Annotated in this window: 18 protein-coding genes; 9 read left to right on the top strand and 9 right to left on the bottom strand. The window is 66.8% G+C overall.

Going from position 1 to position 24,741, the window contains the following annotated elements:
- Nucleotides 1-151 precede the first annotated feature (151 nt).
- From recF to dnaA, 3 genes are all read right to left on the bottom strand, one after another.
- Nucleotides 152-1,420 (bottom strand): DNA replication/repair protein RecF, encoded by a 1,269-nt coding sequence (recF, locus tag ON19_RS00090; RefSeq protein ID WP_083899051.1) that lies wholly within the window; start codon nucleotides 1,418-1,420, stop codon nucleotides 152-154.
- A 243-nt stretch (nucleotides 1,421-1,663) separates the two neighbouring features.
- A complete protein-coding gene (gene dnaN / locus ON19_RS00085) occupies nucleotides 1,664-2,839 on the bottom strand; it encodes a DNA polymerase III subunit beta (RefSeq protein WP_043684366.1) in 1,176 nt (391 codons plus the stop codon).
- A gap of 880 nt (nucleotides 2,840-3,719) precedes the next feature.
- Complete coding sequence (gene dnaA / locus ON19_RS00080; protein WP_043684363.1) at nucleotides 3,720-5,657, bottom strand: chromosomal replication initiator protein DnaA; 1,938 nt, start codon at nucleotides 5,655-5,657, stop codon at nucleotides 3,720-3,722.
- A gap of 633 nt (nucleotides 5,658-6,290) precedes the next feature.
- On the opposite strand from dnaA, the gene rpmH reads away from it, so the two are divergent.
- The 9 genes from rpmH to ON19_RS00035 all read left to right on the top strand — a co-directional run bounded on the left by rpmH (nucleotide 6,291) and on the right by ON19_RS00035 (nucleotide 16,267).
- On the top strand, nucleotides 6,291-6,434 hold the full coding sequence (rpmH, locus tag ON19_RS39855; protein ID WP_003942540.1) for a 50S ribosomal protein L34: 144 nt from the start codon (nucleotides 6,291-6,293) through the stop codon (nucleotides 6,432-6,434).
- Nucleotides 6,435-6,455: 21 nt separating this feature from the next.
- Nucleotides 6,456-6,887, top strand: a complete 432-nt coding sequence (gene rnpA, locus ON19_RS00075; RefSeq protein ID WP_043684360.1) for a ribonuclease P protein component — start codon at nucleotides 6,456-6,458, stop codon at nucleotides 6,885-6,887.
- Nucleotides 6,884-7,282 (top strand): membrane protein insertion efficiency factor YidD, encoded by a 399-nt coding sequence (gene yidD, locus ON19_RS00070; RefSeq protein WP_043684357.1) that lies wholly within the window; start codon nucleotides 6,884-6,886, stop codon nucleotides 7,280-7,282. Before rnpA ends, yidD begins: the two co-directional genes overlap by 4 nt.
- 4 nt (nucleotides 7,283-7,286) lie before the next feature.
- Nucleotides 7,287-8,366 carry a membrane protein insertase YidC gene (yidC, locus tag ON19_RS00065; protein WP_043684354.1) on the top strand — a complete coding sequence of 360 codons (1,080 nt, stop codon included), beginning with the start codon at nucleotides 7,287-7,289 and terminating at the stop codon, nucleotides 8,364-8,366.
- A gap of 158 nt (nucleotides 8,367-8,524) precedes the next feature.
- Entirely contained in the window at nucleotides 8,525-9,031 is a 507-nt protein-coding gene (locus ON19_RS00060) for a Jag family protein (protein WP_051168384.1), read from the top strand.
- 141 nt (nucleotides 9,032-9,172) lie between these two features.
- A complete protein-coding gene (gene rsmG, locus ON19_RS00055) occupies nucleotides 9,173-9,967 on the top strand; it encodes a 16S rRNA (guanine(527)-N(7))-methyltransferase RsmG (RefSeq protein ID WP_083899050.1) in 795 nt (264 codons plus the stop codon).
- Nucleotides 9,968-13,246: 3,279 nt separating this feature from the next.
- Complete coding sequence (locus ON19_RS00045) at nucleotides 13,247-14,203, top strand: ParA family protein (protein WP_227954959.1); 957 nt, start codon at nucleotides 13,247-13,249, stop codon at nucleotides 14,201-14,203.
- Between the two features lie 70 nt (nucleotides 14,204-14,273).
- On the top strand, nucleotides 14,274-15,287 hold the full coding sequence (locus ON19_RS00040) for a ParB/RepB/Spo0J family partition protein (RefSeq protein WP_043684343.1): 1,014 nt from the start codon (nucleotides 14,274-14,276) through the stop codon (nucleotides 15,285-15,287).
- 251 nt (nucleotides 15,288-15,538) lie between these two features.
- The gene (locus ON19_RS00035; protein ID WP_043684340.1) at nucleotides 15,539-16,267 is read left to right on the top strand and encodes a hypothetical protein; all 729 of its coding nucleotides are present in this window, start codon (nucleotides 15,539-15,541) and stop codon (nucleotides 16,265-16,267) included.
- Between the two features lie 70 nt (nucleotides 16,268-16,337).
- Here ON19_RS00035 and ON19_RS00030 read toward each other — a convergent pair whose 3' ends face one another.
- The 6 genes from ON19_RS00030 to ON19_RS00005 all read right to left on the bottom strand — a co-directional run.
- Nucleotides 16,338-17,531 (bottom strand): N-acetylmuramoyl-L-alanine amidase, encoded by a 1,194-nt coding sequence (locus ON19_RS00030; RefSeq protein ID WP_043684337.1) that lies wholly within the window; start codon nucleotides 17,529-17,531, stop codon nucleotides 16,338-16,340.
- 158 nt (nucleotides 17,532-17,689) lie between these two features.
- Entirely contained in the window at nucleotides 17,690-18,022 is a 333-nt protein-coding gene (trxA, locus tag ON19_RS00025) for a thioredoxin (RefSeq protein WP_043684334.1), read from the bottom strand.
- Between the two features lie 57 nt (nucleotides 18,023-18,079).
- Nucleotides 18,080-19,096 carry a thioredoxin-disulfide reductase gene (gene trxB, locus ON19_RS00020; protein ID WP_043684332.1) on the bottom strand — a complete coding sequence of 339 codons (1,017 nt, stop codon included), beginning with the start codon at nucleotides 19,094-19,096 and terminating at the stop codon, nucleotides 18,080-18,082.
- 108 nt (nucleotides 19,097-19,204) lie between these two features.
- On the bottom strand, nucleotides 19,205-19,981 hold the full coding sequence (locus tag ON19_RS38580) for an RsmA family anti-sigma factor (protein WP_157229544.1): 777 nt from the start codon (nucleotides 19,979-19,981) through the stop codon (nucleotides 19,205-19,207).
- Nucleotides 19,982-20,083: 102 nt separating this feature from the next.
- Nucleotides 20,084-20,665, bottom strand: coding sequence for an RNA polymerase sigma factor SigM (gene sigM / locus ON19_RS00010; protein ID WP_051168383.1), 582 nt, complete (start codon nucleotides 20,663-20,665; stop codon nucleotides 20,084-20,086).
- Between the two features lie 302 nt (nucleotides 20,666-20,967).
- The coding region (locus ON19_RS00005; protein ID WP_063709370.1) for a murein biosynthesis integral membrane protein MurJ at nucleotides 20,968-24,741 on the bottom strand (3,774 nt) is incomplete at its 5' end.

Below are 24,741 nucleotides of genomic sequence, written 5' to 3'. Positions count from 1 at the left end.
CCGTCACGGCCGAAGAAGTTTTCCACAGGTGTTAGGGAATCGGATTCGGCTGGTGAAAGCTCGACCGGTCTTCCCGACGACAGGTCACTGTAGTGGACGGGAGCGGCCGACGCCGACGCTCGGTTCACCTGTCCATTCCTCCTGTGGATAACTATGGTGTGCGGGATTCCGGCGCACCGGTGAGCGGATCTCCCTCTCGCCCGAGCGGCGGATACTCGGCATCGTCGTTCCCCGGTTCGCCGCTCTCGGACCAGCCCGGCGCGACGATCCGCGAAACACGGCTATCGGGGCCGCCCGCGGTTTCCACCCGCAGCGGCACGGCAGCCAGCTCGGCGGGCACGTCCTCCGGCACGGCCGCCGTGATCAGCACTTGCTCCGCGTCCGCCGCGACGGCCGCGAGCGCGGCGCGGCGACGGCGATCGAGTTCGGCGAACACATCGTCGAGCAGCAGTACCGGTTCGGCGCCGGTGGCACGCAATAGTTCGAACGCGCCCAACCGAAGGGCCAGCGCGAACGACCAGGATTCGCCGTGGCTGGCGAATCCCTTCGCGGGGGAATCCCCCAGCATCAGGTCCAGTTCGTCGCGATGCGGGCCGACCAGGCACACCCCGCGCTCGAGTTCCTTCGGTCGGGCGGCGGCGAGTTCGCGCAGCACGATCGCCTCCAGTTCCCCGGTGTCCTCCGGGCGTGGCGGTCTGGCCGGATCCAGGAACTCCGGGGGCAGCGCCGCACTGCGATAGACGATCGAGGCCGGCCGCGACTCCGGAGCGATCGAGGCATAGGACCGGGCGAGATAAGGCGCGAGATCGTGCACCAAGCGCAGCCGCTGTGCGAGCAGGACGGCGGCATGCTCGGCCAGGTGGCCGTCCCAGACGTCGAGGGTGCTGAGATCCGCCTTCGACCTGGCTTGCCGCCCGGCGGTTTTCAGCAGCGCCGAACGCTGGCGCAGGACCCGGTCGTAGTCGCCACGGACCGCGGCCAATCTGGGCAGGCGGGTTGTGCACAACTCGTCCATGAATCGACGGCGTTCCCCGGGATCGCCGCGTACCAGTGCGAGATCCTCCGGAGCGAACAGCACCGTCTGCAGAATCCCCAGGATCTCCCTGGTCCGGCGGACCGGTGAGCGGTTGATCTGCGCGCGATTGGGGCTGCCCTGGTTCAGCTCGACATCGATGCGCAGCTCGCGGCCGGCGTTGACCACCGTGGCGCCGATCCGGGCCCGCTCGGTCCCGGTGCGGATCAACGGAGCTTCCGTCGCGACACGATGGGACCCCAGGGTGGCCAGATAGCCGATCGCTTCCAGCAGGTTTGTCTTACCGTTGCCATTCGATCCCAAGAAAACGGTTCGACCTGGGGATAATTCGAGTTCCGCATACTCCCACGAGCGGAAGTCACGCACCGACAGAGTTCGGACGAACATCCGCTATCGTGCCCCTGCCTGGGCCGAAGCGGACATTTCCGCCGAACGGCACGTCGGCGCCGCGTCCGACGGATGCCGTGCGGTGTGCCGCACCCCTGTGGAACACCTGTGGATAACGTCTGCCCCCAGACCCGCCGAAACCGAGTTCTCCGACGTCGCTGAGGATTCTCCAGCGACGTGGCCGCTCACCCGCACTGGATCACGCGGCGCGGATCCGCACGATACCCGGTCGTGCACAGGCGATCAGCCCGGGAGCCGGACCGGCATCAGCAGGTAGATGTACGGACTCGCCAGCGCCGCGAACGTCCCGGAATCGAGCACCTCGGGCTCTTCCTCGGACGCGGGCAGCAGCACGGCCGGCCTGCTCGGTGTGGTGAATCCGAAGGTGACCCGATCCGCGTGCAACGCGGACAAGCCGTCGATGAGGTAACCGGGATTGAACGCGATGGTGAGCGATTCGCCGCGGAAATCGGCCTCCAGCCACTCCTCGGCCCGCCCCGCGTCGTCACCGCCCGCGGACAGCAGCACGCCGTCGGTGGAGAACTCCAGCCGCACCTGGGCGCCTCGCTCGGCGACCAGCGCGACGCGCTTGATCGCCTCGGTGAGCGCGGCCACGGCGAGGGTGGCGATCGAGGTGTGCTCTTTGGGGAGCAACTGGCGGAACTTGGGGAATTCCGCGTCGAGCAGGCGGGTGGTGGTCCGGCGGCCCGCGTTCACGATGCCGAGCAGTCCGTCCGACCCCGCACCGGAGCCGAGGGACAGCTGAACGGGCGCGTCGGAGGGGCCGAGCGTCTTGGCGGCCTCCGACAGCGTCCTGGCCGGGATGAGCACCGAAGTCTCGATGTCGGCGCGGGCGGGCTGCCATTCGATGTGCCGGACGGCGAGGCGGAACCGGTCGGTCGCCGCGAGAACGACCTGCGATCCCTCGATCTCCACCCGGATACCGGTCAGCATGGGGAGGGTGTCGTCCCGGCCCGCGGCAACGGCGACCTGGCCGACCGCCTCGGCGAAGACCTCCACACTCAGTTCACCGGTCTGCTGCGGCACCTCGGGCAGCTGGGGATAGTCCTCGACCGGCATGGTGGGCAGGGAGAACTTCGCACTGCCACAGGCGATCAGGACGCGGGTGCCGTCCACCGAGACGTCGACCGGTTTGTTGGACAGCGCCTTGGTGATGTCGGCCAGCAGACGACCGGAGACGAGCACCTGGCCGGGGCCCGCGACCTCGGCCGCGACCCGCACCTGCGCGGAGACCTCGTAGTCGAAGCCGGACACGGTGAGACCGTCCTCGTCGGCGACCAGCAGTACACCGCCGAGTACCGGAACCGGAGGCCGGGACGGAAGACTGCGCGCCACCCAGGCGACGGACTCGGCGAAATCCTCGCGGGCGACCCGAAACTTCATGCTTGCAAGCTCCATGGCCCGATCTGTCCTCTCCCGGTTCCGTGATCTGTTGTCGGCTCGTCAGTGTCGGTGCTCGAAAGGGTCCTGCCGAATCGGCCGCCTTCGCAGTCTGGCACAGGCGACCGACATCAAACCGTACCCGCGCGGGGCACGCGCACCTAGCCCGACCCTCCGGCGGTACGGACGGCGCGTGCGGAGCAGGGACGAGAGGGCAGCCACGTGGGGATCGCGCACGCGCCGTGCCGAGGCGGATCGCGTACCTCGATCGCCCGTCGGATCGATGAGTCCGTGTTCCGTCCGCGCTGTCGTCCTTGCGGGAAACCCGGCCGGCTCCGAAGGTGCGCTGCTCGACCGACTTTCCACACACCCTGTTTTGAAGAGAGATCTCTAATGAGAAGAACTGAAGTAGTAGTAGGCACTGTGGATTCTGTGGACTGCGGCCGAATCCGCTGGTCAGGCGGCGTGGTGCCGTGGGGATGGCTACGGGGTGTCTCGAGGATGAACACGAGGCGTCTGTGGAGTTCCCAGGTTGTCCCAGATTCATCCTCGAGCAGTCCTCGAGTTGTTCCACCGGATTCACCCGGTTGTTCACATATGTGCACGAAATCGTGGATAGCTCGAGGATTCCTCGAGGACTCCACATGGACTCCTCGAGGAATCCACAGGGTCTGATCCGGACACTTCGCTGGTCAGCGCCTGTGCGCAATCGAGCCTGGGGAAACTGTTGAATTCGGCCTGTGGGGGAACTAGCGGGGGCCATCGCCCCAGCCTGTGCACGAATCGGTGGACAAACCAGTGGATTCCTCGAGGACTCCACAAGGATTCCTCGAGGAATCCACAGGCCACAAAAAAGCACCGCCCCAGGTCAGGGGCGGTGCTCAGGTGTGTATAGAGCTCAGCGGGAGCGCTGCTTGATCCGGGCTGTGAGTTCCTGCACCTGGTCGTAGACGCGGCGGCGCTCGGTCATCTCCTTGCGCACCTTCTTCTCCGCGTACATCACCGTGGTGTGGTCGCGACCGAACGCCTGCCCGATCTTCGGCAGGGACAGATCGGTCAGCTCGCGGCACAGGTACATCGCGATCTGCCTGGCCTGCGCCAGCGGCCGCGCTTTGCCGGGACCGGTGAGCTCTTCCAAGGTGGTGTTGAAGTACTCCGCCGTGACGGCCATGATGGTGGCCGCGTTGATCTCCAGTGTCGCGGTGTCCGGCATCAGATCGCGCAACACCACTTCGGCCAGCGGCAGATCCAGGGGCTGACCGTTCAACGAGGCGAACGCGGTCACCCGGATCAGCGCGCCCTCCAACTCCCGGATATTGCGCTCCACCCGGCTGGCGATCAGCTCCAGCACGTCGTGCGGCACATCGAGCCGGTCCATCCGCGCCTTCTTGCGCAGGATGGCGATGCGCGTCTCCAGCTCCGGCGGCTGCACGTCGGTGATCAGACCCCACTCGAATCGCGTCCGCAGCCGCTCCTCCAGCGTGGCCAGCTGCTTGGGCGGACGGTCCGAGGAGACGACGATCTGTTTGTTCGCGTTGTGCAGGGTGTTGAAGGTGTGGAAGAACTCTTCTTGGATGCCTTCCTTGCCCTCGATGAACTGGATGTCGTCGACCAGCAGGATGTCGGTCTCGCGGTAGCGGCGCTTGAACGCCACCTTGCGGTCGTCGCGCAGGCTGTTGATGAAGTCGTTGGTGAACTCTTCGGTCGAAACGTATTTGACCCGCATCCCGGGAAACAGACGCTGCGCGTAGTGGCCCGCCGCGTGCAGCAGGTGGGTCTTGCCCAACCCCGAAGCGCCCCAGACGAACAGCGGGTTGTAGGCGCGGGCCGGCGCTTCGGCGATGGCGACGGCGGCAGCGTGGGCGAAGCGATTGGACGCGCCGATGACGAAGGTCTCGAAGGTGTACTTCGCGTTCAGGCTGGCCGAGGACGTCGAAGGAGCAGGCGTTTCCTGCGACTTGGCGAAGTAGGTCGGCCAGGAGTTACGGACGTTCACCACGGGCTCGTCGTCGTGATCGCCGCGCGGGTGGTCACCCACGGGCTCACGCACCGGATCGTGTGCCAGACCCGTGTCGTCGTCGGTGTTTTCGCGTACTTGAGCACGGATCGGATTGCGCATGCCGCCCGGGGACGGTTCGGGATTGAACAAAGACTCCTGCCCCGGCGGGATGGCCGGCTCCCGGCGCGGCGGAAGTCCGGGTTCGCGGCGGGGGGCGACGTCCGGCCCGGACACCGTCGGCAGCTCGGCCGTCGTGGAGTACTCGCCGCGCGGCGGGTAGTCGGCGTGGGAGTAATCGGACTGGCGGTACTCCTCCGGCGGTGCGAAGTCCTGGCCGTATTCGGTGCCCGGGTAGTCGGAGCCGTCGTGATACGGCGACGCCTGTGCGAAGTCGGCGGGCTGTGCATAACGCGGCCCCGGGTAGGCATCCCGGCCGGGGAATTCCGAACCGGGATAGGCGGCGGGACCGCGGCCTTCCCTGGTGCGCTCGGGCCTGCTCGTCATCCGCGCATGCCGTGGCGTGTTGCTCTGCCGGTCGACGGTCGGGGTGGTCGGGGCGGCGATGCGGACACCGAGTCCTTCCACCTGAGGACCGAGCCGACGGGCGAGGGAACGGAGGATGGGCTCGCGCAGATCGCGTTCGATGGCCTCCTGGGCCAGTGACGAGGGCACCGAGAGCAGGGCGAACCCCTGTGCGACCGTCAGCGGCTTGACCAGCTTCAGCCAGGCCTGCTGTGCTCGGGTCACCGGAGGAATCGCGCCGTCGGGTGAGCCGGTGGTCAGCTCGGTGACAACCTCGGGCCATACGGTGGCCAACACGTTCTGCTCGTCGTCCATGCAGTTTCCTCCCCGGAGTAGGTCGATAGGAGCAGACGGCCGGGGCACGCGTGGAGTGCGACGCTCTTGGTCGGTCCCGTGATCCTGCGTACGTCCGTAACCGGTTCGGACGCTGCCCGGGTCCCCCATCTGGACAGCGGCGTGGCACCGTCGGCCCTACGAATATGCCACTCCAGGGGTCTTTCCACACAATTATCCACAGATGTGGAGAACCCTGGGGAGCTGTGGAACGCGCGTACGCGCGAGAGGAGCAACGCCACGACCTGCGGTTCTGTAGCAATCGCCTGGCTAAGCAGCCTACTGGCCCCGGCCGCGCGATGGCTAGGGGTGTGGACGAGGTCACGGTCATTGCCAAAACGCCTGACGCGGGAACCGGTTCTGCCTGGTCGCCGGGCCCGAGCCGATGGGGTGGGGCGAGTTTGACCCGACCCGAGCCGATCAGTACCCTCGTACAGTCACCCCTTGGTGCGGTGGCGGTCTTGTGCTGACCGCGTTTAGGTCGTGATCGACCGACTGTGCGCCAGGACCGACGCGCGCCGATGATGACCAGACCTGCGATTCATTCGCGCATACACGTATCACCGACAAGCTTCGGGCACTACCTGGTGCCCGCCTACTCGAGGAGTGTTGACCGTGGCCAAGGGCAAGCGGACGTTCCAGCCGAACAACCGTCGTCGGGCGCGGGTTCACGGCTTCCGCCTCCGGATGCGCACCCGTGCGGGCCGCGCCATCGTCTCGGCGCGTCGCCGTAAGGGCCGCGATTCCCTCACTGCCTGATCTTCGCTCTCGGACGCTCGGGTGTTGCCTGAGCCGTATCGGTTGCATCATCGTGCCGACTTCTCCCGGACGGTGCGCCGCGGCCAGCGAATCGGGAGGCGTGATCTGGTCGTGCATGCGCTCGCGCACGGGTATGACGGAAGTGTGGGCGCGAAGGGACGACATGATCAGATCCCGGACGACGTGCTGGTTCGCGTAGGCGGACCGCGCTTCGGGTTGATCGTCAGCAAGGCGGTGGGCAACGCGGTGATTCGACATCGCGTGGCCCGCCGCCTGCGTCATATGTGCGCCCAGGTGGTCGACGAAGTGCCGCCCGGGACCGATGTCGTGATCCGTGCGCTCCCGGGCGCGGCTACGGCGTCGTCGGAGGACCTGCTGCGCCAACTGCGCACCGCGCTGCGCAAGCTCGGCGTCGGCGCCGCACCGGGCGTGGCAACGGGTGGTTCGGCATGAGCCGCTCCGCGACGATCGCCAGACTGCCCGCGAACGTGCTGGTCTTTCTGATCGAGCTGTATCGGACCTACGTCTCCCCCACCCGCATGCCGGTGTGCCGATTCACACCGACCTGTAGCGAGTACGCGGTGACCGCACTACGCACCCGAGGCATGTTCATCGGGCTCGGACTGACGGTCGTGCGCTTGGCCAAATGCGCGCCCTGGCACCCTGGTGGGTGGGACCCCGTCCCGGAACGGAAGCGGAGCACGGTGCGCGCCGATCCGGCGGACGGGGCAGCGACCGACACGGCGCCGCAGGACCCGAGCCTGCTCGCCGGACCTCGGTCGGAGCCGAACGCTTGTAAAGGATCGCCGCACGCGGTGATCGGCGACACGAACGACGGGAGTGCATAGAGCCGTGCTCGACTTCATTTATTACCCGGTGTCCTGGATCCTCTGGTTCTGGCATCGGGTCTTCGGGTTCGCGTTCGGCGCGGACAACGGTCTCACCTGGGCGCTGGCCGTGGTGTTCCTGGTGTTCACCTTGCGTCTGGTGCTCTACAAGCCGTTCGTCAAGCAGGTGCGCACCACCAAGCAGATGCAGGAACTGCAGCCGCAGATCAAAGAGCTGCAGAAGAAGTACAAGAACGATCGCCAGAAAATGGCGCTCGAGATGCAGAAGCTGCAGAAGGAGAACGGCTTCAACCCGCTGATGGGTTGCCTGCCGATCCTCGCCCAGGTGCCGGTCTTCCTCGGACTCTTCCATGTGTTGCGCTCGTTCAACCGGACCGGTCACGGCTTCGGGCAGTTGGGCCTCACGCCCGAGCAGAACGCGAACACCGCGAACTATGTGTTCAGCGCCACCGACGTCCAGTCCTTCCTGAGCGCGCGCATCTTCGGCGCACCGATCTCGGCGTTCATCACCACACCCGTCAGCGAGTTGCAGGCGTTCGCCGATTACGGCGGCGTGCCGAGCCGGTTGAGCATCGCACTCGTCGCGATCCCTTTGATGGTCATCGCCGGTCTGGCCACCCACTTCAACGCGCGCGCTTCCGTGGCGCGGCAGACACCGGAAGCTGCGGCCAACCCTCAGGCCGCGATGATGAACAAGCTCGCGCTCTGGGTGTTCCCGCTCGGCGTGCTCGTCGGTGGTCCGTTCCTGCCGATCGCCATCCTGCTCTACTGGGTCGCCAACAACATCTGGACTTACGGGCAGCAGCACCTCGTCTTCGGTCGCATGGAGAAGGAAGAGGAAGCCAAGAAGCAGGCGAAGCTGGAGCAGCGCGCGCAGAACGCGCCGAAGCCCGGCGCCAAACCGGTCAACGTCAAGAAGAAGCCGGCATCCGCCGCCACCGACACCGCATCGGACGAGGACACCGCTGCTCCGTCGACGAACGGCACCGCTAAGCCGCCGAAGCAGGCATCGGGGCAACGCCGTCCAGCGGGCCAGAAACGGCCGGGCAACCGGGGCAGGGCGAACCAGAAGCGCAGGCGCTGACCTCATGATCGGCGGGACGAGCCGCCCGCCTGGAGCACTGAGCAACCCTTGATCGCGAATACCGCCCGGCGGCGATTGCCCGGCGCGCGCGATGAGCAGATGAAGGAAATCAAATGACTGTGGAGACCGACGGAGGGGACGCCACCGTGGCGACGACGATGGTGAACGCCGGGGCGGACACCGGCGATGCCGTGAGTGATACCGAGGAAGCTCTCATCGAGGAAGGCGAGATCGCCGGCGACTACCTCGAGCAGTTGCTCGACGTGCTCGACTTCGACGGCGACATCGATCTCGACGTCGAAGGCGACCGTGCCGTGGTGAGCATCGACGGCGGCCGTGACCTGACGAAGCTCGTCGGACGCAACGGCGAGGTGCTCGACGCCCTGCAGGAACTGACTCGCCTCGCCGTCCAGCAGACGACCGGAGTGCGCAGCCGACTGATGCTGGACGTGGCGGGCTGGCGGGCGAAGCGGCGGTCCGAACTGAGCGAACTCGGCGCGGCTGCGGCGCAGCGCGTGCTGGAGTCCGGTGAGCCGGAGCCGCTCGCGCCCATGACTCCGTTCGAGCGCAAGATCGTGCACGACGCCGTGGCCGCGGTGGAAGGCGTCAGCAGCGAGAGCGAGGGCGTCGAACCGAACCGCCACGTGGTGGTCGTTCCCGGCTGAGCGACGGTATTCCCGAAGCGGGCGGCATGTTTCGCGCCCCGCCTGGGTAGTGGTTGGATAGGGCCTCTGGTCTCCGGACCGGGGGCCTTGTTCGTGTCCGGTGCCCGATTGCTCGCACGTAGATGACCCGAGTTCGGAAGGATGTTTCACGTGGAACGAGATCTCGGTGGAACCACCGCGGTGCCCGCGGAGTCGGAGCCACCCGTGTCGGCGGCCACCGTCTTCGGCGACCGACTCGATCTCGCGCGTCGATATTGCACGGCACTCGCGACCGCGGGCGTGGAGCGCGGGCTGATCGGTCCGCGCGAGGTGCCTCGCCTCTGGGATCGCCATATCCTCAACTGCGCGGTACTCGGTGAGTTGATCGCCGAAGGCGCGTCCGTAGTCGATATCGGCAGCGGCGCTGGATTGCCCGGCATCCCGCTTGCCATCGCGCGGCCGGACCTTCGGATCACCCTGGTCGAACCACTGCTGCGCCGAACCATCTTCTTGAGCGAGTTCATCGAAGCCGTCGGCCTGGACGTCACTGTGGTACGCGGGCGCGCCGAACAGTCCGGTGTGATGAAGGAAGCCGGCGGCGCGGATGTCGTCACGTCCCGTGCGGTGGCTCCGCTCGGGAAACTCGCCCAGTGGTCCCTTCCCCTCCTCCGCGACCACGGGCACATGCTCGCGCTCAAGGGCGCTAGCGCCGCAGAGGAACTCGCGCGCGATGGCGAGGCCCTGGCGAAAGCCGGGGCCGGCAATGCGGTCGTGCTGGAATGCGGCGCCGGCCTGGTCTCCACGCCGACCATGGTGATCAGCGCCGAGCGGCTCCCGCGCGCCGAGCGCACTTCGAGGCGGCGCGCCGAACGAGCGGTCGAACGCGGCGAGAAGGCGGCCCGAGCCGCAGCGACGGAGAGCGGGCGTACCAAGAGGGCTGCGCGGAAGGGCGAGTAAGACCTGCTGGGTAGTCGAGGCGGGCGCGGGGGTCGCTCGGGCCGGTGGGCTACTGCCCGCTACCTGTTTATCCGCGCTCGATCGCGAAGGTCGCGGCTTCGGCCTGGAGCTTGGGGTCGTTTCGTCACATTGACGGAATGACGCGGGGTTGCAGGCCGTGAGGTTAGCGAGCAAGTTCGGAATTTGCTCGATTGCAGGCACGATGATGGTCGCGGGCTGCAGGCGGATCGAGAGCGGAATTGCGCGAGGGCCCTGCGCTTACGTCCAATGCGCCCGGCGTCCTCGTCCTGCCGCTGGCTGAAGACCGGGCGCACATCCGTCGCAAATCCATCGCCTGTCCGTACGACCGCGAGCGGTGGCAGCGGGAGACCGGCGACCGCTTGACGTTGATCGGTTCCGTGTCGGCCTTCCTCACGTCCTGCTCGAACTTCGCCTCTTTCTGGAGTGCACCAGGTTAGGTTCCTGGGCCGCCTGTCCATACTCGCCGCATCGGTGGCAGCGCTGCGACTGCGAGAACCCGAAGACCGGTCCACGACCCTTCGATGTTTCACGTGAATCAAGGCGCGCCGAACCGTCGACGGTTAGAGACCTTCAGAGGCCCCCCGTCTCGGATGTTTCACGTGAATCGAGACTGGCTCGGCAGCACTGGCGACAGTGGCGATCCTCGCGTCGATCCCGCCCGCGAGACCGGTAGCGCCCAATCGCAGGCCGAGCACCCGAGAGCGTCAGACCACGTGGTGGCACATCCATTGCCTGGCAGTACGGACACCCCGGCCGTACACCCATGATCCAGCGCATGCCGACCACCAAGGCGCCCGCCTACTAGGGCACCGGCCGATCGTCATGACTTCGCGAGTGCAGCGGCGAAGTCCCGCCCCATGCATGCAGCCCGCGTGCATCTCAGCCAGCGCGCATGCGCCACAATCGCGCAGCGCGATCATCGTTCACTGGAAGAGTCGACCACCCCGGTGAACCAGCTATCGCTCCGCCCGGGGCGCTTGCAGTTGTATCTCCGGCTGATCGCGTTGAAAGAGACATCGAGGGAGCCCGGGTTGCGGACCACCTCGTCCGCGTGCGGGTTGTCCATCCGGCTCCTGCGGACGACAGCGCCGAACCATGGCGCCGTTGCACCCAGCCCCCCGAAAGCTAGGTCAAAGAGAATGACTTCAGCTGGAGGCAAGACGACCACGGCATGTCCGTCGAGTCGCGAAAGCGAAACCGCCTCGGCCTTCCAACCTTCTCGAGGCGGATCCGGCGGACGATGTTTCACGTGAAGCGCGCAGTGCGATCACTCCTCCGCCGTGATAGCAGCACCCCAAGGAGGCGCCCGTCCGGACAACTCGGTTGCAACGTACGAACGTGACGCCTCCACTGCGTTCCCAAGCGTCGTCCTCCGCTGCGGCGCGCAGAACCCCTCGACGCCTCCGGTTCCTACCCAGTTGCAAGCTCAAACCGCAGCCACAGACGACCCCGCCTGTTGGACCACCCGGCGAACACAGACGCCCCGGTGGACCCGACCACCGGGCCCATGAAGAGCACCCGAGGCATCCAGACACACGGCAACCGCGATGCGCGCCGACGATGTGGAACACGCCGATCCGGCGCACGACAATCAGAAGCCCAGGCCCATCACCCGCTACAGGCCGATCACGGGCGCTACCTCATAGGTGCGCTCCATTACGTGTGCAGACTGAACCCAGCCGCAGGCTGATCGCGAACTCCCCCCCGGACCACCTGGCGCACCCCAACCATCCAGTCGCACGACTACGCGGTACGACTAGTCCTTCTTCTGTCAGGTCGCGAGCGAACCCGCGACATCGCCGTGGATGTTTCACGTGAATCAGAGCGCGGCGGCCGTTCGCGTTGCGGACCCGCGCTCACAGTCGCGTCGGCCGACAAGCCCCGGCAGGTCGACTCTCCCCGCGGGACGGGCACAGCCAATCGATGAAGCCATCCCACCGAGCGCAACGGGTTCTCTTGAGCGCAACGGGTTCTCTCGAGCGCAACGGGTTCTCTTCATCCCGTTCCCTGGCTATCGCCTCGTGCGGAGAAGGCCGCGTTTCCTGCGGCGTTGCGCGGCGGAATCATCAGGGCCGGCCAGTGGCGCAGATGCCGAATCTCATCGCCACCAGCCCTCGCACTGAGGTGACACAGTCAGTGCGAGGGTTACTTCGACAGCACCTTGCGGCGAACGCTCTTCAGACGAGATCAGCGCGTCGGGCGGCCCACCGAGGTCACCTCGGTGAACGTGGCACCGCCGAGTCGGTGTTCTCCACTGCGTGGGGAGTTGGGAGGGCGAGGAGGCGGGATCTGTGCCGAGGGAAGCGCAACGCTCTGGAACCACCGGAAGGCGCTTCGTTCGTACGGTACAACCGAGCGAGCAGACCGGTCGCACGTCGCGCGACCGGCTCGGGTGCTTCTGCTCAGAGGTTCAGGAGGATCGCACTGCATGATCCACGTGAAACATCGCCAGCGGAACTACCGCGAGAGAGTCGGAGAAGCGGACGCGGCTCTCGCTTCCTCGGCTCGGAGTCTGCCGATGTTGGCTGGCCACCAGCTGAGGTCAGCTTCCTTGACCTAGCTTTCAAGAGCCGCTGGTTGCCCGGCCGACCGCCACCGTTCGGCGCTGTCGTCCACACGATCCGAAAGGAGCGCCTTGGTGTCCGCGACCGCGACGGCCGTCGGGGGCACCGGATGGTCCCCGGACACCGCTTTCGTTCGTACAGTCGAGGATCGGAGTATCGCGATCAGGTGCAGTCGCAGCCATGACATCGTTGCGCGGTCTCTGGACCGGAGGATGCGAACCGAGTACACAAAGGCAGCACAACCAAACCGGCGCTGCGAGTAGCTATCCGGTATCCGACGATCGAATGCAGTCCGGGCAGCTGCCGATCCGCCGGGAACATCGGTCCACGGGCAATGTTTCATGTGAAACAGCGGGCGCGTTGGAGTGAAATCGTGCGGTTTTGCGTGTCGCTTTGCGCCTCGCCGCGATTCAGCTTTCGTAAAGCGCTCAGTGCTGGCAAGCTAGTGGTCGTCGGGCGTGAGCGTGGATGCCACGGAGGGATCTGGTTGTCACAGCGGCGAGCAGCTCCGCTCGGTCGATCGGGCGCCGCGGACCCGGTTGTGCATCGTGTTCGATCCGACAAAGGCTGTTGCTGGCATGGTGTCGACCCGTCCCGTCGGGCGCGCGTGTTCTGAAGTTTCTCGGGTTAGGAGCTGTCTATGTCGAGCGGTCCGGCGAATGTTTCACGGGAAACGACGTCGCGCGTGCCGGGGATGCTGGACTCCAGCAATCTCGACGCGGAGGCATTCGGAAGCACACCGTTCGGGCACATCTCCCCCAGTGAGACCCCGATAGCTGCCGAAGCGCAACGTGCAAGTCAGGTACTCCATCCAGGAAAGGTGACTGTGCCGAAACCGCACGAGCAACGCATCATCACCATCGCCAATCAGAAAGGCGGTGTCGGGAAGACGACCACCGCCGTGAATCTGGCGGCCGCCCTGGCACACCAGGGGATGACGGTTCTCGTGATCGATCTCGACCCGCAGGGCAACGCCAGTACCGCCCTGGGTATCGAGCATCATTCGGGTGTTCCCTCCAGCTACGAGTTGCTCATCGGCGAGGTCTCGGTCCGGGACGCGATCCAGACGAGTCCGCACAGCGACCGCCTCCTCTGCATCCCCGCGACCATCGATCTGGCGGGCGCCGAGATCGAACTCGTGTCGATGGTGGCCAGGGAAGGTCGGCTGAAAGCCGCCATCCAGGAGGCGAATATCGCCGGATACGACATCGATTACGTGATGATCGATTGCCCGCCTTCGCTGGGGCTGCTGACGGTGAACGCCCTCGTCGCGGCGAAGGAGGTGCTGATCCCGATCCAGTGCGAGTACTACGCACTCGAGGGCGTCGGCCAGTTGCTCCGCAATATCGGCTTGGTGCAGGCGCACCTGAATCCGGAACTCCACGTCTCGACCGTGATCCTCACGATGTACGACGGCCGCACCAAGCTGGCCGACCAGGTCGCCGAGGAGGTCCGCGGACACTTCGGTGACGTCGTGCTGCGGTCGGTGATCCCGCGCAGCGTAAAGGTGTCGGAGGCGCCGGGTTACGGCATGACGGTGCTCGATTATGATCCAGGCTCCCGGGGCGCGATGAGCTACCTGGATGCCGGACGTGAGATGGCGGCCCGCGCGATAGCTCCGCGCGCCGCCGCGGCGAAGTCGGCGGAGTGACTCGGTCAGCCGAGTCGACGCTCGGCACAGTCCGGTTTGGTGGCGGAACGAGGAAGGGGTCGGTAGACCGATGAGTCAGGCTAAGAAGGGTGGGCTCGGGCGCGGTCTTGCGGCGCTGATCCCGACGACACCGACGGCCACGCCGGGTCTCAGCAGCGCCGCTGCGAGTGTCATCGGTCTGGATCCGATCGGGCCGCAGCCCCCCTCCGCCTATCTGCATCGGGTACCCGATCCCGCGGACAATGCCGAACTCGAGGTCGGCGGCGCCAGCTACCGGGAGATCCCGCCGGACCAGATCGAGCCGAACCCGAAGCAGCCGCGCACGGTCTTCGAAGAAGACGCACTGGCCGAGCTGGTGCATTCGATCCGTGAGTTCGGGCTGATGCAGCCGATCGTGGTGCGCCGGACCGAACCGGGCGTGGACCGCTATCAGCTGGTCATGGGTGAGCGGCGCTGGCGGGCCTGTCAGGAGGCCGGCCTGGCCGCCATCCCGGCGATCGTCCGGGAGACCGCGGACGAGTCGATGCTGCGCGACGCCCTGCTGGAGAACATCCACCGGGTGCAGCTGAATCCGCTCGAAGAGGCGGCGGCCTATCAGCAGTTGCTGGAGGAATTCGACGTCACCCACGAGGAATTGGCTGCCCGAATCGGCCGCTCTCGCCCGGTGGTGACGAATATGATCCGTCTACTGAAGTTGCCGATCCCGGTGCAGCGCCGGGTCGCGGCGGGCGTACTGTCCGCCGGGCACGCGCGAGCACTGCTCGGTCTCGAAGCGGGTGCGGACGCTCAAGAGGTGCTCGCCGCCCGAATCGTCGCCGAGGGACTCTCGGTCCGGGCTACCGAGGAAGCCGTCATGCTGGCGAACCGAGAGCAGGACGCGGCCGCGCCCTCTCCCGTCGCCCGGCGCAAGCCGATCGAGATGCCAGGCTTACAAGCCGTGGCCGATCGACTGTCCGGCTCCTTCGACACCCGGGTCCTCGTGAGCATGGGCAAGCGCAAAGGCAAGATCGTCGTCGAGTTCGGGTCGGTCGAAGACCTCGAACGCATCGTCGCCCTGATGGAGCAGAACGCACCCAACGTGTGACAGAAGTGACGAAATTCAACTTGTGGTTTCGATAGGTGTGGATACCGGGCCGAAACGTCACTGTGACGGCATGGATTCCCGCGGCCGCGGAGCGCGAATCGCCCGCGGCGAAGCAACACAAGTTCTTCTGACCAACAGCACAGCGACATGGAATGAGGCGGGTTCCCGTTGATCGCTTATTCTTGCTGGCGAGCAAACTTTGATGCGACGTGAGCGTGGATGAATCGGACAGCTGGAGGCTGAGCAGAGCGGTGTCGACCAGCGTCACAGCACTAACCCTCGGCGGACTGGAAATGCTTCCCGCGCATGCGCGCCGCTGTGTGTTCTGGGAGATGGACCCCGCGGTGGCGGAGGATTCGCGTAACTTCAGCGATCCGGTCTTCGAGAAGGAAGCCTGGCTGTCCACGGTCATGCTGGAGTGGGGGTCGTGCGGGCAGGTAGCGACCGTGGACGGCAACGTGGCCGGCTGTGCCCTCTACGCACCGCCGAGCGCGGTGCCGAGGTCGACGCTCTTCCCCACCTCCCCCGTGAGCCCGGACGCGGTCCTGCTGACCACGCTGCGGGCCGAATTCCCCTACCATGATGCCGACGTTGCCCACCGCCTGATCCAGGCCGTGGTAGCCGATCTGGTGCGACGCGGCGTGCGCGCATTGGAGGTATTCGGCATCCGCACCGAACCACCGACGCATGCGCTGGCCGAGCGGTTCGGGTCGATGACTTTGCTGGAGCGGATCGTCGCTCCGATCAAGGGGGCGAGCGCGGCGGGTGCTGCGACCGAATGCTCGCCCGAGGGCTGCATGATCGACGCCGACTTCCTGGAAGACGTGGGCTTCGAGGTCGTGGCCCCGCATCACCGCTTCCCGCGCCTGCGGTTGGAGCTCGACTCCGACCACGGCTGGAAGGAAGACGTCGAACGGGCGCTGGACCAGCTGCTCGCGGCGGCATCCATGACCGCGCCGACCCGCATCGGGGCGCGCTGAGGTAGACATCGAAGCGCCCCCTGCCGATTCCGAAAGGCAGGGGGCGCTTCGCGTTGCGGAGAGGACCGGGCTACATCCGGTCGGCGGCGGCCAGCTCTTCGGCCAGCAATTCCGCGAAAGTGTATGTGCCGGTGGGCTGGTCGTCCTGGCCGAGCAGGTACAGCCGCTTCACCGAGACGAGAATGGCTTCGGCGATCACGTCGCGCATGCGCGGGTTGGTGAGCACCGAGGCGTCGTAATCGTTCGTCAGATAACCGATGTCGACCTGTACGGTGGGCATCTTGGTGAGGCGCAACAGATCCCAGGTCCGCGCGTGGGTACGGCAGTCCTGCAACGAGGTTCGCGCGACGACTTCCCGCTGGATGAAGCCGGCCAGCACCTGGCCGATCATGGAGACCGAGCCGTGCGAGTTGCCGAAGTAGAACCCGGCGACGCCGTTGGCCAGCGGACTCGGATTGGTGGCGCAGCGCAGCGAGATCATCAGGTCGGCATCGAACGCGTTGGAGGTGTCCGCGCGTTCGGCGTCGGTGGGGTTGGCACCCCACGGACGGGACAGGAAGGTTTCCATCCCCGTGGCCGCCATCCGCCCTTCCAGACGGCTCGCGAGGTCCCACAGGATTTCCGACTCGTAGACGTCGCCGTATTCGGTGGGCACGCCGAACCCCTTGTCCGGACCGCCGAGACCAGGGTCGATGACGATCCGCTTGCCGGTCAGCTGCGGACCAGCGCGGTGCACGACCTCTTCCTCGGCGATCCGGTGCGGGTTGCCACCGGTCACCCTGGCGCCGAGCAGGTCGAGCGAGCGCAGCGTATCGGGACCGCAGATGCCGTCGGCTGAGAGCCCGATCTCGCGCTGGAACGCGGTCAACCCGTCATGGGTATGCGGACCGAAGTAGCCGTCGACGCGGTGCACGTAGAAGCCGAGGTCCTGCAGCCTGCGCTGGAGCGTGGCCACATCGTCGCCGTACAGCGGCGCGGACAGCTGATAGATCAGCGTTCGCGCGCCGAGCCGATAGGACGCCTCCTTCAGTGCCCGGTAGGTCGCCGGGCCGACCACGCCATCGACGAGCAGACCGCGATGCTGCTGGAAAGCGCGAACCGCGGAGTCGAGGTAGTGATCGAAGGAGACTTCGGTGTCCTTCCAATACTCGCGTGCGTCCGACTGGTCGGTACCGACGTGCGCGTGTAGGAACCCGAGGCTTGCCAGGGTGCTCCGAACCTCTGCTACGGCTGGACCGGAATCGCCGTGACGAAGTCGGTGCATGCGTGAGAGCCCTTTCCTTCCGTCAACCCGCGGGTACCCACTCATGCGATGGGATACACCTTCGCACGACCGGAGCGTCGGTCGATTGTCTCAGACCCGGACCGGGTTTCGAGAATCCCGGGTCCAGGCATCCTACGGCGCGTCGTCGGATCGCGTCGTCAGATGATGTCTTCGAGTTCGCGCAGAAGAGCCGCTTTGCCCTTCGCTCCGACGATCTGCTTGACCGGCTTACCGCCGCGGAACAGCATCATAGTGGGCAGCGAAAGGACTTGATAATCGCGGGCGGTGCTCGGGTTGGCGTCCACGTCCAGCTTCGCGATGGTCAGCTTGTCCGCGTGCGCGCCCGCGATCTCCTCGAGGACGGGCGCGACCATCTTGCACGGCCCGCACCAGTCGGCCCAGAAATCGACGAGGACGGGCTTCTCACTCAGCAGCACGTCGTCGGCGAAGGACGCGTCGGTGACGACGACCGTGTTGGCGGACTTGGACATGAATGTTCTCCTTGCGATACAGCGAAACGGAAGATCAGCAGCTCGGACGGCGCGAGCTCAGTTGGCGGGGACGGCCACCGACTCACCCGCGTGATCGAGGGTGTTCGAGGTGATGTCGCCCTGCTCGGCCAGCCAGCGCTCGGCGTCGATGGCCGCTCGGCAGCCGGTGCCCGCGGCGGTGATCGCCTGGCGGTAGGTGTGGTCGACCAGATCACCCGCGGCGAAGACGCCCGGGATGTCGGTCACGGTCGTCGGGTGCTGCACCAGCACGTATCCTTCGTCGTCCAGCGCTACCTGGCCCTTGACGAGCTCGCTGCGCGGGTCGTGGCCGATCGCGACGAACAGGCCGGTGGCGGGCAGGTCGGAGGTCTCGCCGGTCCGGGTGTCGCGCAGGGTCAGGTGGGTGACGCTGCTGTCACCGTGCACCTCGGCCACTTCGGCGTTGAGCAGGAACTTGATCTTCTCGTTCGCCTTCGCGCGCTCCAGCATGATGCGGGAGGCACGGAATTCCTCGCGGCGGTGCACGATGGTGACGCTGGAGGCGAACTTGGTGAGGAAGGTCGCCTCCTCCATCGCGGAGTCGCCGCCGCCGACCACCACGATGTCCTGGCCCTTGAAGAAGAAGCCGTCGCAGGTGGCGCAGGCGCTGACGCCGCGGCCGAGCAACCGCTGCTCACCCGGAACGTTCAGGTAGCGCGCGGCCGAGCCCATGGCGAGGATGACCGCATAGGCCTCGAAGGTTTCCCCGCCGACGACGACCTTCTTGACGGGGCCGGTCAGGTCGATGGCGTCCACGTCTTCGGTGCGGATCTCCGCGCCGAACCGTTTGGCCTGCTCGCGCATCTCCTCCATGAGATCCGGGCCCATGATGCCCTCGCGGAAGCCGGGGAAGTTCTCGACCTCGGTGGTGGTCATCAGCGCACCGCCGAACTGGGTCCCCTCGAACTGCAGCGGCTGGAGCTCGGCGCGGCCCGCGTAGACGGCGGCCGTGTAGCCGGCAGGTCCAGAGCCGACGATGATCAGGTCGCGAACTCGCGTGCCGGTGTCGCTTGTTCGCTCGCTACGCTCGCTCATGGGGCCCTTTCGGGAAGATTCGTTCGGACGTGTCGGTCAACAACAGGGTAATGGCTGTTGTTCCCGCGTTGCCGGGGTCACACCGCCCACGTGGTCCAGGTCGCAACGTCAGCCGATGTCCTGCAGCGCTCTACGCTGTGGATCACCTGTACCGCAACCGGTTCCGACGACCAGCGCGGTGATCTTGGGCGGGCGTGGGCCGTTGAGCAGGATGAGCACCGCGTTGCCGCCCTGGAACCTGATGTCGGTCGAACCGAGCACCGTGCGGTCGAGTCCGTTCGCCAGAACACAACGCTCGAGCGCCCCCGGGCCGGCCAGCGAGCCGGTGACGTTGTGGCGGCCGAGCGCGCTGAGGGCGGCTGTGACGGTGAGGTCCTCGCCCAGATCGTCGTTGCCGGTGGTGGGCGCGGGGGCGTCACCGTCGCGCATCGTCGAAACGAACACACCCGCGCACGCCACTGTGACAATCGTCGCGGCTGCCGCGGCGAACCAGCGCAACCTGCCGCGGCGACGCTCGTCGAGAGCGATCGGCGCGGATACGGAATCTCTTGGTTCGCCCTGGGATTCGCCTACCGACGCGCGCGGCAGCTGGTGAACCGAAGCATCCTGCGGCGGCGCATCCTCGGGTGGTTCGAGCTGGTCGATGAACAGCGCGAGCCTGGTCACCACGTCCTCCGGCATCGGATGAATGATGCGCTCATCCTGGCCGAGCGTGCGTAACTCGGCGCTCACCTCGTCTAGTGAACGCAGGAAACGCATGGCTTCCGGATCACGCGAGACCGCAGGCCACAACTGCTCGCGCTGCTGCGGCGTCACATTGTCGGCGTGCAGGTCAGCCAGCAATTCGGACGCGAACGGGGGCTGCGGCACGGACCTGGTCGCCATCGCACCTCCGTTGTTCGCATCTGACATCGCGGGAAGCCCCTCGCCGTCGGGAGCTGCCTGTGAATCGTTCAGTGGTTCGTCACTGTTAATGACGCATCCCAACTACCTCCGGTTCCCCGGATCACGCAGAAATTCCAATCGCTCTTTCAACCGCTGCCGCGCGCGGGCGCACCGGCTCTTGATCGTTCCCTCGGGCACACCGAGCAAGGCGGCCGCCTCGGCCACGCTATACCCCTCCACATCGACCGCGACGAGCGCGGTCCGCTGATCCGGAGGCAACGAGAACAGGGCGCGGTCGATGACCATCGACATCTCCACCTCGGCCATCTCGTCGCGGTCGTGCTTGGGCTCGGGCATCGTCTCCGGCGACAGCGACAACGCGCGCCTGGTCTTGTTGCGCCGGATCCGGTCCAGGCAGGCATTCACCACGATCGTGTGCAACCAGCTGCGCACCTCCGATTCCGCGCGGAACGAGGCAGCCGTGCGATGCGCCGACAACAGCGCGTCCTGCAGCGAATCGGCCGCGTCCTCGCGCGTGTAGGACGTGCGCAGCGCGGTCTGCCACAGATGATCGTTGTGCCTGCGCAGCAGCTCGGCGAACGCGTGCCGTTGACCGCGGACATGCGCTCGCAAGAGTTCTACATCGGTGTACTCGTCGGGTGAGAACGAACGCTCGTGACACACCACCGGCCGCGACGTCCCCCCGCCGAACTCCTCGTTCACTTCGGACGACAAATGCCAACCCCTTGGACAGCTCTCACGGCGGCAACGGGCACGGTTTGACCGTCACCGAAATCTCGCAGCATCCAGGATCGAAACACCGGAACCTGGGAAGCTCCCCTGCTGAGAGCGCCCGAAGATCATAGCGTCCGTAACGATTTGGCAGCAACCAGCTGATCGAGGCCGGTAACGGCGGAATGCGCGCCGGTCGGCGTCGCGCGGTGCGCGGCCCGCACGAACGAGGGTGCGGCCGCGGCGGAGCCGGCCTAAGAGGCGGCGTCGAAGCGAATATCGGCGATAGCGGTCTGGAACTGTCCTCCGGAGTTCCCCAGTCCGGTGATCCAGACGAGAACGTAGCGGGCGGCCTGGTCGGCACGCACCGGGATGTCGGTGACGCCGTCGTCCAGCCGTGCGGAACCGATCAGCTGGGTCTGATCCAGCGTCGGCGAGCCGGTGGGCGAGGTACGGATCTCCACCGACGTGCCCGCGCTGGGCGAGTTGATCGAGACATTGGTGAGCTTGGCGGGGGCGGGCAGCGTCGCCAGCAGCCCGACCCCCTTCTTGAGTGCCGGGAACTGCTGGAAGTACTGATCGGTGCGCCACTGGGTGCCCGGGTCGTTGTCCAGCACCGCCTGGACGTTGGCGACGCCGTCGGCGGTGCCCTCCGGCGAGAACACCGACACACCGGTCACCGGGACCGGCACACCGGCCGGCGTGAGGTTCGGACCCGCCGCCGCTGGCGTCGGCGCGGGCTGGTTGTTCGTGGTCAGGCCGATGTTGCGCTGTTCGTTCAGCGGCGCGTCCGAAGCGCCGGGCGCGAACACACTGACCATCCACCAGATCACGATGCCGACCACCAGCGCGGCGAGGATGCCGAGGCCGACCATGATCCACATCATCCGCTGGGAGCGTTCGCGTTCGGCCGCGAGCAGTTCCGGATCGGCGAGCGAGTCGTCCATATTCGAGGGTGGGCGCTGGCCGAGCCGGAGCACCGGGATGAAATCGGTCTTCTGATCGACCACCGACGCCTGCTCCAGCACGTGCTGAACCGTGGCCGCGGTGCGCACGCCCTTGTTCGACTCCAGCGAGCGCACGGCGACCGCGGAGATCTCGAACGGCACTTCCGGACGGATCTGTCTCGGCTCCACCGGAGTGCCGTCCGGACCGAATTCGGCCAGCCGCAGCCCGCCCACCGTCGCAGCGGCGCCGGTGACACCGCCGGAGCGGATCGGCCAGCGCGCGGTGATCAGCGCGTAGAGCATCGCACCGAGGCCGCGCACGTCGGACTGCGCGTCGGAGTCGGACAGGGTGCCCGGGAAGGCCAGCACCGCGTCACCGGAGGCGCTGATACGCACCCGGTCGGGATGGTCGATGGACAGCGACCCACCGCCGCGGTGGGCCAGTTCGGCCGCCGAGGCGAGGGCGCGGATGGCGCGCGCCGCACCGATCGGCGACGGCACCGTCTCAGCCATCTCCCGCAGCGAACGGCCCGGGGTCCACTCCGCCACCACGATGCCGCCGGAGCTACCGCGTACGACGTCCAGAACGCGGGCCAGACCCGGCGAGTTGATCCGGCCGAGACGCAGCGTCCGGGACAGGATCGCCTGGGGGCCGTCCTGGCCGGAGTTCTCGGTCGCCTTCTGGTCGGCGTCGACGAAGGTCAGCGCGACCTCGCGATCGAGCTTGATGTCCAGCGCCTGCCAGAACTTCAGACCGCGGGCGCCGCCGTGACCGGCCAGTAGGCGGTAGCGCCCGCCGGCCACCGAGGCGCCCGGAATCAGCTTGGGGCCGCGCGGTATCCGGCGGGCGCCCAGGTTCTCGCCACCCATCGGCGGCATCTCCGGCGAGCCGATGGGGATCATCCCCGTGTCGTACATCGGATCGCGCGGCGGTAGCTGGTTGTCCTGCGGTCTGGCCGCGTCCTGATCCGGTGCGCCCATGCCCGACTCCTTGTTCGCGTACGCGGGATCCAACGGCTCCCCCGCGGTCGGCGGAACATCGGTAAACAGTCCGCCGGGCGTGGTCACAGAAGAATCGGCGGCTGGGACGCCGCCCACCGCGTCGTCGCTCACCCTCGGTCCTCCTTCGCCCTGATATGTCGAGGTTCCGGCGAATTCGCCACTTGTGCTTCTCTGCCGAACAGGGTACGGGAACTCACCCATGCCGGTGCGGTCAACGGCATCAGGTCTGATCACGGGCAGCACCATGGTCTGGGCGTCCATGTACGGATCGAACCGCGGGTAGTCCAGATACGAGTCGGGCCTGCGCAGTACCTGCGTGACGTAGGGATCTTCGACCGGGCTTTCCAGGTCGAGATCCGGCGCGGGCGGGGTCCAGCCGAGGCGCCGCGAGATGGCCACGGTGATGGCGACGATCTCCGGGATACCGGCGAGTCGCATCAGACCGAAGGCCACCGCGAACATGACGATCGCGGTGATCGCCACCCGGATCAGCGAACCCGGTCCGTGGAAGGACGCGGTCAGGCGATCCAAGCCGAGTACCCGATCCACGATCCACATCACCGCGCCGCCCGCGAGCGACGCAAGTACGACACGCGTCACCGTACGGCCGACATTGGCCATCCGGAGATCACCCAGACTGCGGTGCAGCAGGTAACCGCCCACCACGGCGCCGACCGCGAAGCCGAGTCCGTTCGCGACGCCGAGCGCGATCACCACGTGCTCCGCGTCGGTGAGCACCGGAGCCAGCGCCGAGAAGACGATCTTGGCGGCGGTGATGCCGAGGATGATCCAGGTCGGGATCCACGCCTGCTCCCTGGCGTAGAACACCCGCAGGTGGATCAGCACGAGCGAGTACGGGATCAGCGCGAACGCCGACCAGCTGACCGCGAGCCCGAGACGTTCGGCGTCGGATCCGAAGTTTCCGTAGCCGTAGAGGGCCTGCCCGACCTGCGGACCGGCCAGCGTGAGGAAGGCGACTACCGGGACCAGCGCGATCATGGTCAACCGGGTGGCGGCGGAGAGATCGTCGACCACCGCGGGCGTGTCGTCCGCGGCGGCATTGCGGCTCAGCCGCGGCATGATCGCGGTGAGCACGGTGACACCGAGCACGCCGTAGGGCAGTTGCAGCAGCAGCCACGCGTTGTTGTAGATCGCCGGACCCGCCTCGTCGGCATGCGCGGAGATCCGCGTGGCGAAGACGAAGCCCGCCTGGCTGATCAGCACGTACAGGATGATGGCCGCGCCCATCCCGCCGAACTGCTTGAGCCGGGCGTCGATCCCCCACAGCGGGCGCAAGTCGATGCCTGCCCTGCGGATCGCCGGGACGAGGCTGACCGCCTGCACCACCACGCCGATCGTTACGCCGACGCCGAGCACCAGTAGCTTCGGGTCGCTCATCCGGACCGGATCGAGCGTGATCTCCCCTGGCATCAGGACGTACAAGCCGAGCACGGTCAGCACGACCAGGTTGTTCAGCACCGGGGCCCACGCGCCGGGCTTGAACATCTGCCGGGTGTTGAGGATCGCCGTGAGTAGCGCCGACATGCCGTAGAACAGGATCGCCGGCAACAGTAGGAACGCCAGCGCCGTGGTGAGCGCTGTGTTGACCTGGCCGTCGTCGGGCAGGAAGACGTGTGTGGTCAGTACCGGCGCCGCGGCCGTCGCCAGGAGTGCGGCGGTGGCCAGGACCACGAAAGCCGCGGTCACCAAGCGCCGGACGAACGCCGCCCCGCGATCGGGATCCTCTTGCTCCGCGCGCACCAGCGTCGGCACCACGATCGCGGTGAGCACCGCGCCGAGCACCAATTCCGCGATCATGTTCGGAATCTGGCTGGCGACGGTGAACGCACTGGCGATCGCGGGGCCGAGCACGGTCAGCAGCATCAGTTGCTTGCCGAAACCCGTGATTCTGCTGATCAGCGTCGCGAACGCGATCGATCCCGAGTCGCTGAGCAGCCGGGAGCTCGCACTCTGCTTCGAATCGTCCGCCTTGGTCGGTGCGGCGGTTCCGGTGGCGGGCCACTCGCTGGTCCGGGGGCGATCCGGTTCCGCAGGCTCGTGCCGGACCGGAGCGGCGGG

It is taken from the genome of Nocardia abscessus NBRC 100374 (genome assembly GCF_000308455.1).
GTDB classification, from domain to species: Bacteria; Actinomycetota; Actinomycetes; order Mycobacteriales; family Mycobacteriaceae; genus Nocardia; species Nocardia abscessus.
The sequence above is the reverse complement of the archived record's forward strand: the minus strand, read 5'-3'. Positions and strand labels throughout refer to the sequence as shown.